Here is a 14,363-nt window from a genome sequence, read left to right as displayed (position 1 = left end):
GTTAGTACGTTTGTTGCATCGAGTATTGGAGAAAGAAAGGTGTAGTATCATGAAAGAGATTACGACAGAAAAACTGAGGCGCTTCAACCTGATCATGGGCGGATTGCATTTGGTCCAAGGCATTGCAATGCTGTTTTTGGCAACGTCCGTCATCCAAAAAATCGCCGAATTCAGCCCGCAAATCACCCAATTCTATTTGGCTTTCAATCCCGAAACGCGCTCGTTGGAAACGGCCTCGCGCGTTCTGTTCGATTTGCCGTTCGGTATCCTTGTCGCTTCGTTCCTGTTCATTTCCGCCATCGCGCATGCTTTGATTTCGATCCCGAAAAATCTCAATGCGGTCTACAACGCCGATTTGGCTAGGGGCATCAATAAGTTTCGCTGGTTCGAATATGCACTCAGCTCCTCGATTATGATCGTCCTGATCGCGACCCTGTTTGGCATCTATGACATCGCGTCGCTCATCCTGATTTTCATCGTGAACGCCACAATGAATCTCTTCGGGCTCGTGATGGAGCAGTTGAATGCGGGCCATTCAAAAGACAACATCCAATGGGGACCATTCATCTGGGGCTCGATTGCCGGAATCGCGCCATGGATCGCCATCCTGCTGTATATGTTCGGGACGGGCAATTTCGGTGAGGTCCCTTGGTTCGTCTGGGCGATCGTCGGCACGTACTTTGTCGCCTTCAACACGTTCCCGATCAACATGATTCTGCAGTACAAGAAAGTCGGCAAATGGGCCGACTATCTTTACGGGGAGCGGATTTACATCGTGCTGAGTCTGGTTGCGAAATCGATCCTTGCTTGGCTCGTGCTTTTCGGGGCGATGCAGCCGTAAGGCAGCTTGCCATCAGACAGCAGCCTTTACAAAAAAATGACAGTATTTTTCGATAGAATTTACACAACTGGTGTATATTGAACTTGTGGAGGAAATGTATTTTGTTTCTGCTTTGCTTATATCTGAATCACAATGCTGCAGCCGGACAGGTTGGTCGTCCACCAGAAAGCTTCTGATGGATGCCCAACCTGTCCGGTTTTTTGTGTTTTCACCAAATCGTGATTATTGGCAATCGTATGCGGCAAGGTCTACAATGGTTTTGACTAAACAAGTATCGTAACGGATGGAGGAGGAAATCAGATGAAAGAACTGCAGCAAATCCCCGGCATCGGTCCGAAGATGGCGGCTACCCTTGTTTCATTGGGGATAAACAAAATCGCTGATCTGCGCGACAAGGATCCGCAGGAACTCTATGACCGTTTGAATCGGATAACCGGGCATCGGCAGGATCCTTGCGTGCTGTATACTTTCCGCTGCGCCGTCTATTATGCGACCGAACCGCATCCGGATCCGGAGAAGCTGAAATGGTGGAACTGGAAAAACGGATAGCTTATCCAATTGCGTTCCTTTACTCTTGATACCTATAGGGGTATAATGGTTTTTAACCAATCTGGCGAAGCATCCAGAGTAAAGGAGAAAAAAATGGCGCAGGAATTTTACAAGAAAATATACTCGGTGCGGGAATTCTACACGATTTTGTATGAGGGAATCCGCACAATGAAATACATGATCAGGGCCAAAAAGAAAAAAGAATTGAGTCCGGAATTCATCGAAAGGATCATGTTGGGCGTGACGGAAGTGAATGGCTGCGAAGTCTGTTCTTATGCCCACACGAAGATGGCTCTCGAGCAGGGAATGGCTGCGGAGGAAATCCAACAATTGCTGGCGGGATCCGCTGACGAAATCCCAACGGATGAAATGCCAGCGTACCTTTTCGCCCAGCATTATGCCGACAGAAGAGGATATCCGACCGAAGAATCCTGGGACCGGATCGTATCGCTTTATGGAGAGGACAAAGCGAAAGGGATTTTGGGAGCCGTTCGCGCCATCATGGTCGGCAATGCCCATGGCGTCGCGTTCAGTGCCTTCGCAAGCCGCTTGAAAGGCAAACCAGTCAAAAAGAGCAGCCTGCTGTATGAAATAACGATGATGATGAGCATCATCGTCTATCTGCCGCTGGCTTTGCTCCAAGCGCTGATCGACGGTCTGTTCAAGAAGCCGATCATCACTTTCTGAGGACACACCTGAACTAAAATAATCCTGTTTGTGGATGACGACAAAGAATAAGCTGTGGAAAAGCCATTCAAAATGGTTTTCCACAGCTTATCTGCTTTTTTATGGTAATTACTTCCCGTCAGATCCGTTCCAGGTTCTTCAGCGACAAATCAAGGATTGCCGAAGAGTGGGTGAGGGCTCCCGACGAAAGGAAATCCACTCCGGTGTCGCGCAAAGCGATAATGTTATCCGCGGTAAGATTGCCGGAGCATTCCACCAAAGCGCGTCCGTCTATCAAGCGGACGGCTTCCTTCATCGCGGCCGGAGTCATGTTGTCGAGCATGATGATGTCGGCTTTCGCTTCAATCGCCTCTTTGACCATTTCCAGGTTTTCCACTTCGACCTCGATTTTATGCACAAAGGAGGCATAAGCCCGCGCCGCCGCGACAGCCTGCTTGATGCCGCCGGCCGCCGCGATATGGTTGTCTTTCAGCATGACGCCGTCGGAAAGGCTGAAGCGGTGGTTGCTGCCGCCGCCGACCTTCACGGCATATTTTTCGAACAGCCGGTTGTTCGGCGTCGTCTTGCGGGTGTCAAGCAGCGTGATGCCGCTGCCTTCCAGCAGATCGACGATCTTGCGGGTATGCGTGGCGATGCCGCTCATGCGCTGGAGATAATTCAACGCGGTACGTTCGCCGGACAGGATGATGCGGATGTCGCCGATGACTTCAGCCAGCAGGTCGCCGGATTTGACGGCATTCCCGTCCTGGTAATGCAAAGTCACCTCGGTCGTGTCGTCGAGGAGGGCAAAAGTACGTGCAAAGACGTCAAGTCCGGCGATGATGCCGTCCTGTTTGCACAACAGCTGTGCCTTGCCTTTTGTGTAATTTGTGATGATGGCATTGACCGAGATATCCTCGGTGGGGATATCTTCCTGCAGCGCCGCCAAAATCAGACGGTCCAGATTACTTTGCATGCATTTCCGCCTCGATTCCGATTAATTTTAATAGTGTATTCGTAGATTCATCCAAGCCGTCAGCGATGGTGCGGGCATCCGGTTCGGGAAACAGGCAAGGAGGTTCGCGATGGAATGTCGCTTCGATGGCTTGGGCGGCGCGCTTGCTGAAGACCAAACTTTCCAACAGCGAGTTGCTCGCCAAACGGTTCTTCCCGTGCACGCCGTTGCAGCTCGTTTCCCCTGCTGCATACAAATTCGCTAGCGAGGTTTTGCTCTGCAGGTCGACTTCGATGCCGCCCATGAAATAATGCTGGGCGGGGACGACCGGGATGTAGTCTTCGGCAAGGTCATAGCCTTCCTCCAAGCAGTGGCCGTGGATGCCCGGGAACCTTTCGGCGATCGGTCCGTCGATATGCCCTTTCAGGAGCATCCGCACATAGGGCAGACGGTCCTTTTCCATCTGGGCGTAGATTTCTTTCGTCAGCAAGTCGCGCGGCAGTAGTTCGTCGGCGAAGCGCTGGCCGTCTTTGCCGACGAGGATGGCACCTTCCCCGCGCAGCGATTCCGACATCAGGAAAGCTTTTCCGGGGCGTCCCGTGTAGAGGGAAGTCGGATGGATCTGGACATAATCGAGGTCCTTGACGCGGATGCCGTGCTTCAAAGCGATAGCGATGGCGTCGCCGGTCAAATGCGCGAAATTGGTCGATTTGCTGAACAGGCCACCGATGCCGCCGGTGGCAAGAAGGGTGGCTTGGGCATAGAGATTGGCAAGCTTTCCGGACTGGTCGCGGAGCACGACGCCGTGGCAACGCTCATCGGCGACCAAAAGATCGACAAGCGTACTGTTCTCCAGAATGGTCACATTAGCCAGCTCTTTTACGCGCGCAATCAATTTGCTGTTGATTTCCTTGCCGGTCATATCCTTGCAGTGCAAAATCCTGGCCCGCGAGTGGGCGCCTTCTTTGGTGTAGGAAAAGCCTTCTCCCTGCTTGTCGAAGGCGACGCCCAAACCGATCAGATCGCTGATGATATTCTGTGAAGAAGTGATCATGGTTGCGACTGCAGCTTCGTTGTTTTCGTAATGACCAGCACGCAGCGTGTCCTCCAGGAAAGGTTCGAAGTCCGTTTCGTCGCGCTGAACGCAGATGCCACCTTGGGCAAGAAAGGAATCGTTGTCTTCCAGAGTTCCCTTGGTGACGATAAGAATGTTCTTGTCGCTGCCGAGGTTCAGGGCTGCGAAGAGTCCGGCAACCCCGGTTCCGATGATAATGACGTCATAATTGCGCATGGCTCTTCACCTCGGCCAATTCCAACATGCGTTCCAGCGGCTGCAGCCCTTTCAGGCGCACTGTTTCATCCATTTCCACAGCGGGTTCGAAAGTTTCCAAAGCTGCGATGATTTTCTCCACGGTGTTCAGCTTCATGTCGGGGCAGAGCTGACCGACGGATGGGGCATGGAATCTTTTGCCCGGCGAGCGTTTCTCCATTTCATGGATGACGCCGATTTCCGTGCAGATGATGAAATCCTGTGAGGGGCTCTTCTCGGTATAGGCGACGAGGTCCGACGTGCTGCCGACAAAATCAGCCAATGCAAGGATCTCCTCCTTGCATTCCGGATGCGCCAGTATTTCGGCTTGCGGCAGATCGCGTTTCATCTTCAGCACATCGACTACGCGGATGCTGGTGTGGATCGGGCAGTAGCCGTCATTGAAGAGGAACGTCTTTTCGGGAAGCTGGCGGGAAATATATCTGCCGAGGTGCTCATCCGGAATGAAGTAAATATAACGGTTGGGCAGGGCGGCGATGACGTTTTTCGCGTTGGAGGACGTGACGATGACATCGGCATGGCCTTTGATTTCGGCGGTGGAATTGATGTAGCAGACCACAGCCACGTCTTCGTATTTCTCGCGGATTTTCTGGATATCGCGGATTTTGACCATGTGGGCCATCGGGCAATCCGCCTGCAGGTCGGGCATCAGGACGACTTTCTCCGGATTCAGCATCTTCGCGCTTTCGCCCATGAAGGCCACGCCGCAGAATACGATCACTTTTTCTGTGACCTGTGCTGCAATTTTGCTCAAATAGTACGAATCCCCGATGAAATCTGCGATATCTTGAACGGCTCCAGGAACGTAGTAGTGTGCGAGAATGACGGCATCTTTTTCTGCTTTCAGCTGCAATATTCTTTCCGTAAGTTCATCCATTGTTGCGACCCCTTTTTTCTGATAGTTTAATGAAAATGACTATATCACAGAACTTTACAGGTGTCAAGACACCTGGGAAGTTGAGAATATTTTTATCCCCCAACATCTGTCTTTCACCGTCATTTTGGGTGACATGACGGTGAAAAAGGTAACGCCTTCGAATACCGGGTGGTCCATTAAAGCATTCACCGGGAAATCAGTGGCCGGAATGTCCAGAATCCCCGGCGAGACGATGTTCACCGGGAAATCGGCGGCCGGAATGTCCAGAATTCCCGGCGAGACCTTGTTCACCGGGAATTAGGCAACCAAAAACTCCGAAATTCCCGGCGAACGGATTATTGACTATAATTAGCGCAAAAAAAGGGAGGTGTCTCATGACGAGACATCTCCCTTTTGATGGTTGCTGTTCAGTATTTCTCGAGGCTCTTATTGAAGGCATCCAGATGTCCTTCGGAAGCGTTGCGCAATGCCGTAAAGGTGGCGCGCACGTCATCCGGGATCTCCTGTTCGAGGAATTTATTGTACATCGCGATATTGTCCACTTCCCCAGTGGCGCAGTTCTCCAACGCCTCCTTGATATCCGCCGCTTGTTTCAGATGATCGGCCGATTCGTCAGCCGGAACCGCCAAATCGTATTTCTCGAACAGAACAGTCATCTCAGAAACATGCTGGGCTTCAGCAGTGACGATGTTGTTGAATGGGGCTTGGTCGCCGAAGGTTTCCAGTACGTAGGCGTATTCTCCGTGGGCCAAGTGTTCATCCTGGATGGCGTACGTAAACATCTCCTCCATCGTCAGATCATTGTCCGCCAAGGCGCCGACTGCACCATAGATGTATGGTGTTTCAACCGATTCGTCTTCTTCCGTGTCACTTTCTTCGCTGTCTTCCATTTTCGATTCATCTTGTTCGGAACTGCTGGCTGCTTCTGAACTGCTTTCGACCATTTCCGATGATCCGGCCACTGAAGATTCGCTTGAAGCGGTGTCTTCATCCGCCGCACAACCGACCAACATCAACAGACTCAACATTGTGGCCGAACCGTAAAGTTTCTTCTTACTATTCATTTTTTTCGTCCTTTCATAACAAAGCCATAGGAGCGATTGGGAGGAGGAATTGGAGAGGCACTTTTGGGTGATGAAGGGCAGGGCTGAACGAAGACTATGTTAATTTAAAGATGCTCCGAATAGCCAAAATTATCAAAGAATTGGGATTGAAGACGACAAAATTTTTCGCATCCAAACCTATCTCAATATTTGCACAAACGCTCTGTTTTGAGTACTATTGAGTTAGACAAATCCTTTTTGACTTGGGCTAAAAACTGACGTTTAGAGATGTTGTTGCCATTATTGTGCTTATCAGGAACAATGGAAGAGGAGGAAACAAAAAATGGAAACAAAGTTGGACACAAAGCAACTTGAAGGACCCATCAAACTCACTGTGGCCGTGACGTATCTGATCATGATCGTCGTCAATGCGATGGCGAACATCCTGCCGATCAACGGCATCGACACCGGCGTGGTCTCGGATTCCTATCCGAACCTGTTCGCGCCTGCCGGCCTGACGTTCTCGATCTGGGGCGTCATCTATCTGTTGCTGGCCGGGTATACGCTCTACCAATACGGCTTACTCCAAGGCGACAAGAGCAAAGTGAAAACGGAACTGCTGCGCAAAGTCGGCATCGTCTTTTCGGTCAGTTCGGTTGTGAATGCTGCCTGGATCTTCAGTTGGCATTACCGCCAGATCGGCTTGTCAGTGCTCCTGATGCTGGTGCTGTTGCTCAGCCTGATCTACATCAATGAAACGATCAAAAAGGAACAGCTCGATCAAAAGGAAAAGCTGTTCATCCGCCTGCCGTTCAGCGTCTATTTCGGCTGGATCACGGTGGCGACCATTGCGAACATCACGACGCTGCTGGTCGACATCGGCTGGAACGGCTTCGGCATCCCCGAAGCGGTCTGGATGGTCCTCATCATCGTGGTCGGACTCGCAATCGGAGCGGTCACGATGATCCGCAACCGGGATATCGCCTACGGACTGGTGATCATCTGGGCATACACCGGCATCCTGATCAAGCATATGTCCCAAAGCGGATTTGCCGGCCACTATCCTAGCGTCATCACGACGGTCATCGCCTGCATCGTGCTGATGGGCGTCGCCATCGGGTATGTGCTTTTCGCGAAGAAACAAGCACCGTCCATACTGAAATAATGATTATTTCAACAATAATATAGTTCGAGTGATCAGAAACAGGTCCTGGCAACAATTCATCTGAATTGAAGCCGGGACCTGTCTATGCGTGGTTTTGCACGCGATCGGCTGCCATCGTATTGATGGTCGTGCGCCTGCGTAAGTGATAAAATAAGCATGAGATACTATGCTTCAGAAAAAGGGGAAGTGGGGAAAATGGGTTACATCATCGAAATGATCGAAACGCAAGAACAACCGACTTTAGTTTTGAAAACGGTTACTCCGGTGAGCGAGCTGCCGAAAATACTGGGGAAAGCCTTCATGGACATCGTCACGCACATCATGGAACTGGGCGAGCAACCGGTCGGACCGGCGTTCGTCGGCTATTTCAACATGGATATGGAACATCTGCAGCTTGAGATCGGCTTCCCGGTGTCCAAGCCGTTGCCTGGCAAAGGGGATATATTGCCCGGGAGCATCCCGGCCGGCAAACAGGTCACCTGCATGTACAAAGGGCCATATATGGAGATGCCGCCCGCTTATGCGGAAATTAAGCAATGGATCGAGGAAAAAGGCTACACGCCGATCGGAACCGTTTATGAACATTACTACAATTCACCGGATGAAGTGCCGGAAAGCGAGCTGTTGACGAAAATCGTTTTTTTGTTGGAATGAAAAGAATGAGGTGGCACCAATGACGGACGTAATGACGAACAAAGAAAAAGAGGCATTCTTTGCCGGCAAACCGGAAGCCCGGGAACTTTTCATGGCCGTGGAGAGGAAAATCCGGGCAATCGGGCCCGCCATTATCACGGTGGGCAAAACCCAGATTTCCTTCGCCACGCGGACGCAATTCGCCTGGGTCTGGATGCCGCAGCCGACGGACAAAAAGCGGCCGCTGCACAGCCTGGTGCTGAGCTTCGGCTGCGGACGCCAGATTGTGCACGATCAGATTGTCGAAGCCATCGAACCTTACCCAGGCAGATGGACGCACCATGTCATCATCGCGGAGGAAGCGGATCTGACGGATACCCTCGATGCCTGGCTGCGGGAAGCATACCGGTTTTCGGAAATGCGGGGCCGGAAGCCGGATCCGCAAAACCGAAGCTCAGAGGAGGGATCAGCATGAGCGAAACGCATTTGCACAGAGGCCGCCAGACCGTCAAATTGGGCCTGATCAAGGTCGTGCATGATCTTTTTCCGGAAGAGACGCTGAAGACATCCTATTCGATCCTGGAAGGCGTCTTCTGCAATCTGTACGGATCGATTTTGTCGACGCGGGAAGTGAAGCAGATTGAGGTGAGGCTGCGCGAGTGGGTCGATCAAAACAGCGGCATCGAACTGCTCCGCAGCGAGGGCGGCTACTACCATTACCAAGTGGGGGACATCGTCGTGAAGGCGGTCTATCCGGCTTTCACGGATACAAAGCTAGTCGAACCTTTCACTATCCTACCGTTTTCCTACGGATTCATCGTGGATTTCGGCGACATCGACAAAGGCAGCAAGCGTCCGCTGATTCCGCCGGTGCAGCTGTCCGAAGCGTTCGAGAAGAACCAGATCTGGATGGACAACATCAATATCGAGCTCGTCCAAGACGTGAACGACTACATCCGGTCCGGGCGCACGATGAAACTGGTCAGCATCGCCGAAGCATTGCATGAAAAGGAAATCTCCATCATCGCGGATGCCATCCTGCAGCACCGGCGCGCTTTGCGGCTGCTGCTCGTATCGGGGCCTTCCTCGTCAGGCAAAACGTCCTTCGCGCAACGGCTGTCGACCCAGCTGGAAGTGAACGGGCTGAAGCCAATCGCGCTGTCGCTGGACCATTATTTCGTGGACCGGGAGCATACGCCCCGGGATGCTGACGGGAAACTTGACTTCGACAGCATGGAGGCTCTGGATTTGCCGCTCCTGAAGCAGCAGATCGAGCAACTCATCAATGGCGAGCGCGTATCCGTGCCCCAATTCGACTTCTTGACCGGCAAACGGCTGGCCGAATACAAACCGATGCAAGTAGGGCCATCGGAAATCCTCATCATTGAAGGCATCCATGCGCTGAATCCGGAATTGGTCACCAACATCAACCGCAACCTTATCTACAAAATCTACATCAGCGCGCTGGGCGGCCTCAACATCGACCTGATGAGCCGGGTTCCGACTTCAGAAATCCGGCTGCTGCGGCGCCTGGTCAGGGACGACAAATACAGGGGCGTCACGCCGGAAAATACGATCCATCAATGGGACAGCGTGCGCCGCGGCGAGTACCAGAACATCTTCAAATTCCAGGAAGAAGCCGACGTGATGTTCAATTCCAGCATGCTGTACGAGATGAATGCCCTGCGCCCTTTCGCGGAAACGGCGCTGCGGAAGATTCCGGCCGACAGCGCTTATTACGATACACGCGAGCGGCTTCTGAATCTGCTGAGTTTCTTCGAACCGCTGGATGTTTCGAAGGTGCCGTTCAATTCCATTCTGAGGGAGTTCATCGGCGGCAGCATCTATTACGATTGAAGCGAAGAAGAAGGGCCGATGGAAATGGAACGGGAACAAATCATCACATGGCTTTTGGAAGGCGATGCAGCCATCCAATATCAGACAAGACGCGACCTGTTGCATGAAGACCCGGCTGCGTTGGTTGAATTGAAGAATCGGATAGCGGAAGAAGGCTGGGGCCGCGCTTTTTTGGACCGCCAACAGCCGGATGGACATTGGGGACAGTGGTTCTACCAGCCGAAATGGACGAACAGCCATTACACCTTGCTTGACCTTAGGAACCTCTGTATCCCCACGACGCCGGAAATCAAGAAAGCCTTGGACCTCATCCTTGAAACAGTGATCGCATCCGACGGCGGCGTCAATCCGGCGAAGGGCATCGAGCAAAGCGACATCTGCGTCAACGGGATGTTCCTGAACTATGCCTGCTATTTCGGGACGGAGGAGGAACTCAGGTCGGTGGTCGATTTTATTCTTAGTCAACAATTGCCGGATGGCGGCTTCAATTGCCGGCTGAACCGTTCCGGTGCCTGGCACAGCTCGGTGCATTCCACGCTGAGCGTTCTGGAAGGCATACGGGAATACGCCATAGCCGGGTATGCCTACCGGGCGGATGAGCTGCAGCGGATGGAAGCGGAAGGACAGGAATTCCTCCTGCGGCACCGGTTGTACAAATCCGACCACACCGGTACAACCATTCATCCCAGTTTTTTGAAACTGGTCTATCCCCCGCGTTGGCACTACGACATTCTGCGCGCGCTCGATTATTTCCAAAACGCCCGCCATCCTTATGACGAACGGATTCAGGATGCTTTGGAAGTTCTGAAGGAGAAGCGGTTGCCGGACGGCCGCTGGAAAACGCAGGCCCACCATCCCGGCGCGGTGCATTTTCTGATGGAGGAAGCCGGTAAAGCCAGCCGCTGGAACACGCTCAGGTGCCTGCGTGTGCTCGAGTATTATGAACAGGGCAAAAAACAAAATGAATCCGGAGTTGATCTGCATGGGACATAGTGAGAGTGACAAGTTGACCGAAAAGCTCCAAAAAAACCGGAATTGGAAGCCTTCATTCGGGAAGTGCTGGAGCAGCCGGAACTTACCCCGGAATTGTTTGCGTTCATCAAGGCCGATCGGGGCAGCACAAAGTTTTTTTGCGGCAAAATCATCCGGATCGTGAGCGAGCGGCGTCCCGACTTGCTCTATCCTTATTTCGACGAGGTGGCGGCGCTGGCAGACAGCCCCAACAGCTTCATCAAATGGGGTGCGATCGCCACGCTGGCGAATCTGGCGGCTGTGGACGCTGAAAATAAATTTGCCTCAATCTATGGAAAGTATTTTGGTTTGATAGAGTCGGAGGCAATGGTCACGGCGGCGAATGTCGTCGGCAACGCCTGGAAAATCATCCTGAACAAGCCGGAACACGAACAGGACATCACGAAGCGCCAGTTGCGGATTCCGAAAAACACCTACCTTTACAAGGGGGAACCGTCACCGGAATGCAGGAATATCCTTTGCGGGCATGCGCTCGATTGTTTCAGTAAATACTTTGAGTTGGCCCATGACAAAAATGGAATCCTGGCTTTTGCATTTGAGCAAACGCACAATCCCCGGAAGCAGGTAGCCAAAAAGGCTGCAGCCTTTCTGAAAAAGCATAGGCCGCAGGAATGAACCGGCCGAACGGTTCAAAAAGGAGGAGCGGTGATGGGCAAAACAGCGTCTTATAGGGAAACACTGAAGCAATTGGAGGATTGGGATGCCTATCTGCTGGAAGAATCCCGCCTCCCCGGCCCGAGGGGAAACCTGGAACTGGTCGCTGCCGTGGCGGAAGAGGGGGATTTGGAGCTTTTTCAGAGATATCTTGCCTATGATGCATCCACAGCCCCGTATGGCTCCTCTTTGGAGTTTTTGCCGGTCTGCGGCGTCGTGGGGCTGGGCAGACTGCTTTCCGAAGGGCAAGTGGAGCATCTTGTTGCTATACGGCGGTATGCTTCCGATCCGCGTTGGCGGGTCAGGGAAGGTGTGGCGATGGCGTTGCAACGTTACGGTGAAAAGGACATGCAAGGCCTGCTGCAGGAAATGGAGCAGTGGAGCGAGGGTTCGTTGCTCGAGAAACGGGCAACGGCTGCAGCCGTCTGCGAACCGAAGCTGCTGAAGAAACCGGATGATGTCAAGCGCGTCCTCGGCTTGCTTGATTGCATCACCGCGTCTCTGCTGCAGGAGAGTGACCGCAAATCCGAAAGTTTCAGGGTGTTGCAGCAAGCCCTGGGATATTGTTGGAGTGTGGCGGTGGTTGCCGATCCTACGAAGGGGAAAAAACTGATGGAGAAATGGTTTTCGGCAGAGGATCAGGCTATCCGCTGGATCATGCGGGAAAACCTGAAGAAGAATCGCCTGCACAAATGTGATGCGGAATGGACGGAACGGTGGGCAAACGAACTCGAACGGTCGACAGGAAAAGGGCTTGCGCTATTGGACTGTTTGGCCTCCGAAGATCACCTCAGCTGCCGAAATATTCAGGAATGGCATGACTGGCTGGCGCAAAACCATGACCAAAAAGAACTGATTTGGCTGAAAATCAAAAAAGCCCATGCTGCAGGCGAAGGCATCCTGCTCGCGGAAGCGGTCGAAGAGGCGCTTTGCTTCGGTTGGATCGACGGCAAGATGTACAGTCTGGATAAAGAAAGCTTCATCATCCGCATGACGCCGCGCAGAAGCGGGAGTGTCTGGTCGCTGATCAATCGGCGTCGGGCGGAGGCTTTGCTGAAGGCGGGGAGGATGACCGCAGCCGGAAAGGAAGCGATCCAAGCGGCCAAGGCGAGCGGAAAATGGCAAGCGGCCTATTCCTCGAAGGAAGTCCCGGATTTGCCCGCGGAATTGGGGCAGGCGTTCAGGGATGATCCGGCTGCCGCGCGTGTTTCGAAGGTTGGCCGACCGGCGAAAAGGCCCACTATCTTTTCTGGATCGCCCAAGCCAAACGCCCGGAAACCCGCCAAAAAAGGATCGCCGAAACATTGGAACGGGCAAAAGCAAAAAGAGACCATCCCGGTGAAGCGGATGGACGGGATTCGTAATGAAAGGATGTGCCGAAATAATGAAAGCAATCATAAAAGATCTATTGTCGGGTTTGCTTATTTTTATCCTGATTATGTTATTGGAATTCGCAGTGACGTTGCCGTTCGGGGAACCCGGCGGCGAGAGCGGAGACCTTGCCGTCTATCTGAAGCGGGAATTCCTGTTGACGGCAATTCCCGCTTCGATCTTGACTTACTTGGCGGCGAGGGTGATGAAGGTGACGACCATCGCCAACGCTTACCGCAAGAGCATCATCTGGACAGCCGTGGTGTTGGGGTTGTACACAATCATCGCCGTAGGGAATGACAATGCCGGGCCAATCTTTGGATCGTACAGCTTCTATCTGTTGCTGCTGGGAGTCTTTCTCGGGCCGGTACTTTATGCCAAAATCAAACGTATTTCGTAGATTCGGAAGGAAGTGGATTAATGAGCCTTATCCATCATATCGAAATCAATGTCAGCGATTTGGCTGCCAGCAAGGCATTCTGGTCCTGGCTGCTGGAAAAACTTGGTTTTACGAAGTACCAAGAATGGGAGCAGGGCTTCAGCTACAGGGAAAACGGCACTTATATCGTCTTCGTCCAGACAGCCGAACGCTTCCTTGACGAAGCGTATCACCGCAGCCGGACGGGATTGAACCATCTTGCCTTCGCGGTCGATACAAAGCATGCGGTGGACGAACTGTACCGGGAGCTGCAAACGCGCGGCATCCCATTGCTGTACCCGGAAAGACATCCCTTCGCGGGCGGAAAGGAACACTACGCCGTCTTTTTCGAAGACCCCGATCGGATCAAAGTCGAGGTCGCTGTAAGGTCGGCATCCGCACAAACGAAACACATCCATTAAGAGCGAAAAATTTGAACCAGAAAGTAGGAAAGACTATGGAGATCGGGATCATCATCCATTCTCTGACAGGCAATACCTTGTCGGTGGCGGAGCGGCTGCAGGAAAAACTCACCGCTGACGGGCATGACGTTGAAATCGAACAGCTCAAGACCATCGGAGAAGAAAACATAAAGGAAACGAACAGCGCGAACATCAAACTGAAGGCCTATCCGGATCCGCAAGCGCACGATCTCCTGATCATCGCCGGACCCGTACGGGGGGCTTCCGTGTCCCCTATCCTGAAGCATTATTTTTCGAAAATCGGCCAACTCGAAGGCAAACCCACGCTTCTTTTCGTGACCGAATTCTTCCCGTTCCCCTGGATGGGCGGCAAGCACGCCCTGAAGCAGATGACCGCGCTCTGCGAAGAACACGGCGCCGCCGTCATCGGCAGCGGCGTCATCAACTGGAAGAACCCACGCCGGGAAGGGCAGATCGAAGAACTGCTGCAGCAATTCAGCGATTCGGCTGCGCGGATGGATCGAAAGTAAAATAGGCACTGTGCAAGCAA

General features: G+C 52.7%; 17 protein-coding genes. 12 read left to right on the top strand and 5 right to left on the bottom strand.

What is annotated here, in order from left to right; translation table 11 throughout:
• The first annotated feature begins 49 nt into the window (after positions 1 to 49).
• The 3 genes from heR to BMX58_RS10205 all read left to right on the top strand — a co-directional run bounded on the left by heR (position 50) and on the right by BMX58_RS10205 (position 2,077).
• Positions 50 to 841, top strand: coding sequence for a heliorhodopsin HeR (gene heR, locus BMX58_RS10215; protein WP_068623315.1), 792 nt, complete (start codon positions 50 to 52; stop codon positions 839 to 841).
• A 300-nt stretch (positions 842 to 1,141) separates the two neighbouring features.
• Positions 1,142 to 1,390 (top strand): helix-hairpin-helix domain-containing protein, encoded by a 249-nt coding sequence (locus tag BMX58_RS10210; RefSeq protein ID WP_068623314.1) that lies wholly within the window; start codon positions 1,142 to 1,144, stop codon positions 1,388 to 1,390.
• A 93-nt stretch (positions 1,391 to 1,483) separates the two neighbouring features.
• Positions 1,484 to 2,077 (top strand): carboxymuconolactone decarboxylase family protein, encoded by a 594-nt coding sequence (locus tag BMX58_RS10205; RefSeq protein WP_068623313.1) that lies wholly within the window; start codon positions 1,484 to 1,486, stop codon positions 2,075 to 2,077.
• A 118-nt stretch (positions 2,078 to 2,195) separates the two neighbouring features.
• Here BMX58_RS10205 and nadC read toward each other — a convergent pair whose 3' ends face one another.
• The 5 genes from nadC to BMX58_RS10185 all read right to left on the bottom strand — a co-directional run bounded on the left by nadC (position 2,196) and on the right by BMX58_RS10185 (position 6,282).
• Positions 2,196 to 3,032: a carboxylating nicotinate-nucleotide diphosphorylase gene (nadC, locus tag BMX58_RS10200; protein ID WP_068623312.1), complete on the bottom strand. Its 837-nt coding sequence runs from the start codon at positions 3,030 to 3,032 to the stop codon at positions 2,196 to 2,198.
• A complete protein-coding gene (locus BMX58_RS10195) occupies positions 3,022 to 4,302 on the bottom strand; it encodes an L-aspartate oxidase (RefSeq protein ID WP_068623311.1) in 1,281 nt (426 codons plus the stop codon). The genes nadC and BMX58_RS10195 overlap by 11 nt, the downstream gene beginning before the upstream one ends.
• Complete coding sequence (nadA, locus tag BMX58_RS10190; RefSeq protein WP_068623310.1) at positions 4,289 to 5,218, bottom strand: quinolinate synthase NadA; 930 nt, start codon at positions 5,216 to 5,218, stop codon at positions 4,289 to 4,291. Before nadA ends, BMX58_RS10195 begins: the two co-directional genes overlap by 14 nt.
• 63 nt (positions 5,219 to 5,281) lie before the next feature.
• Positions 5,282 to 5,509: a hypothetical protein gene (locus tag BMX58_RS14605; RefSeq protein ID WP_131814074.1), complete on the bottom strand. Its 228-nt coding sequence runs from the start codon at positions 5,507 to 5,509 to the stop codon at positions 5,282 to 5,284.
• Positions 5,510 to 5,625: 116 nt separating this feature from the next.
• Positions 5,626 to 6,282, bottom strand: coding sequence for a ferritin-like domain-containing protein (locus BMX58_RS10185; RefSeq protein ID WP_068623309.1), 657 nt, complete (start codon positions 6,280 to 6,282; stop codon positions 5,626 to 5,628).
• Between the two features lie 322 nt (positions 6,283 to 6,604).
• Between BMX58_RS10185 and BMX58_RS10180 the strand changes: the two genes are divergently transcribed.
• From BMX58_RS10180 to BMX58_RS10135, 9 genes are all read left to right on the top strand, one after another.
• Complete coding sequence (locus tag BMX58_RS10180) at positions 6,605 to 7,426, top strand: tryptophan-rich sensory protein (RefSeq protein WP_068623308.1); 822 nt, start codon at positions 6,605 to 6,607, stop codon at positions 7,424 to 7,426.
• Positions 7,427 to 7,621: 195 nt separating this feature from the next.
• Positions 7,622 to 8,080, top strand: a complete 459-nt coding sequence (locus tag BMX58_RS10175; protein WP_068623360.1) for a GyrI-like domain-containing protein — start codon at positions 7,622 to 7,624, stop codon at positions 8,078 to 8,080.
• 19 nt (positions 8,081 to 8,099) lie between these two features.
• The gene (locus tag BMX58_RS10170; RefSeq protein WP_084253950.1) at positions 8,100 to 8,534 is read left to right on the top strand and encodes a DUF5655 domain-containing protein; all 435 of its coding nucleotides are present in this window, start codon (positions 8,100 to 8,102) and stop codon (positions 8,532 to 8,534) included.
• On the top strand, positions 8,531 to 9,916 hold the full coding sequence (locus BMX58_RS10165; protein ID WP_204243787.1) for a uridine kinase family protein: 1,386 nt from the start codon (positions 8,531 to 8,533) through the stop codon (positions 9,914 to 9,916). Before BMX58_RS10170 ends, BMX58_RS10165 begins: the two co-directional genes overlap by 4 nt.
• Positions 9,917 to 9,940: 24 nt before the next feature.
• Positions 9,941 to 10,909: a prenyltransferase/squalene oxidase repeat-containing protein gene (locus tag BMX58_RS10160; protein WP_068623357.1), complete on the top strand. Its 969-nt coding sequence runs from the start codon at positions 9,941 to 9,943 to the stop codon at positions 10,907 to 10,909.
• A 42-nt stretch (positions 10,910 to 10,951) separates the two neighbouring features.
• A complete protein-coding gene (locus BMX58_RS10155) occupies positions 10,952 to 11,563 on the top strand; it encodes a hypothetical protein (RefSeq protein ID WP_068623307.1) in 612 nt (203 codons plus the stop codon).
• 33 nt (positions 11,564 to 11,596) lie between these two features.
• The gene (locus BMX58_RS14935; RefSeq protein WP_068623306.1) at positions 11,597 to 13,273 is read left to right on the top strand and encodes a YdeI/OmpD-associated family protein; all 1,677 of its coding nucleotides are present in this window, start codon (positions 11,597 to 11,599) and stop codon (positions 13,271 to 13,273) included.
• A gap of 120 nt (positions 13,274 to 13,393) precedes the next feature.
• On the top strand, positions 13,394 to 13,813 hold the full coding sequence (locus BMX58_RS10140; RefSeq protein ID WP_068623305.1) for a VOC family protein: 420 nt from the start codon (positions 13,394 to 13,396) through the stop codon (positions 13,811 to 13,813).
• Positions 13,814 to 13,824: 11 nt separating this feature from the next.
• Positions 13,825 to 14,343 carry a flavodoxin family protein gene (locus tag BMX58_RS10135; RefSeq protein WP_131814070.1) on the top strand — a complete coding sequence of 173 codons (519 nt, stop codon included), beginning with the start codon at positions 13,825 to 13,827 and terminating at the stop codon, positions 14,341 to 14,343.
• The last annotated feature ends 20 nt before the right edge of the window (positions 14,344 to 14,363 follow it).

Source organism: Trichococcus ilyis, from assembly GCF_900109135.1.
Taxonomy (GTDB): Bacteria; Bacillota; Bacilli; order Lactobacillales; family Aerococcaceae; genus Trichococcus; species Trichococcus ilyis.
Note: the sequence above shows the minus strand (reverse complement) of the source record. Positions and strands in the feature narration are given on the sequence as shown.

Bases quoted from the DNA above. Each gene is read 5' to 3' on its own strand.
- BMX58_RS10195 (WP_068623311.1), bottom strand. From the start codon at position 4,302: ATGCGCAATTATGACGTCATTATCATCGGAACCGGGGTTGCCGGACTC.
- nadA (WP_068623310.1), bottom strand. From the start codon at position 5,218: ATGGATGAACTTACGGAAAGAATATTGCAGCTGAAAGCAGAAAAAGAT.
- BMX58_RS10205 (WP_068623313.1), top strand. From the start codon at position 1,484: ATGGCGCAGGAATTTTACAAGAAAATATACTCGGTGCGGGAATTCTAC.
- BMX58_RS10160 (WP_068623357.1), top strand. From the start codon at position 9,941: ATGGAACGGGAACAAATCATCACATGGCTTTTGGAAGGCGATGCAGCC.
- BMX58_RS10175 (WP_068623360.1), top strand. From the start codon at position 7,622: ATGGGTTACATCATCGAAATGATCGAAACGCAAGAACAACCGACTTTA.
- BMX58_RS10180 (WP_068623308.1), top strand. From the start codon at position 6,605: ATGGAAACAAAGTTGGACACAAAGCAACTTGAAGGACCCATCAAACTC.
- nadC (WP_068623312.1), bottom strand. From the start codon at position 3,032: ATGCAAAGTAATCTGGACCGTCTGATTTTGGCGGCGCTGCAGGAAGAT.
- BMX58_RS10170 (WP_084253950.1), top strand. From the start codon at position 8,100: ATGACGGACGTAATGACGAACAAAGAAAAAGAGGCATTCTTTGCCGGC.
- heR (WP_068623315.1), top strand. From the start codon at position 50: ATGAAAGAGATTACGACAGAAAAACTGAGGCGCTTCAACCTGATCATG.
- BMX58_RS10185 (WP_068623309.1), bottom strand. From the start codon at position 6,282: ATGAATAGTAAGAAGAAACTTTACGGTTCGGCCACAATGTTGAGTCTG.
- BMX58_RS14935 (WP_068623306.1), top strand. From the start codon at position 11,597: ATGGGCAAAACAGCGTCTTATAGGGAAACACTGAAGCAATTGGAGGAT.
- BMX58_RS10165 (WP_204243787.1), top strand. From the start codon at position 8,531: ATGAGCGAAACGCATTTGCACAGAGGCCGCCAGACCGTCAAATTGGGC.
- BMX58_RS10210 (WP_068623314.1), top strand. From the start codon at position 1,142: ATGAAAGAACTGCAGCAAATCCCCGGCATCGGTCCGAAGATGGCGGCT.
- BMX58_RS10140 (WP_068623305.1), top strand. From the start codon at position 13,394: ATGAGCCTTATCCATCATATCGAAATCAATGTCAGCGATTTGGCTGCC.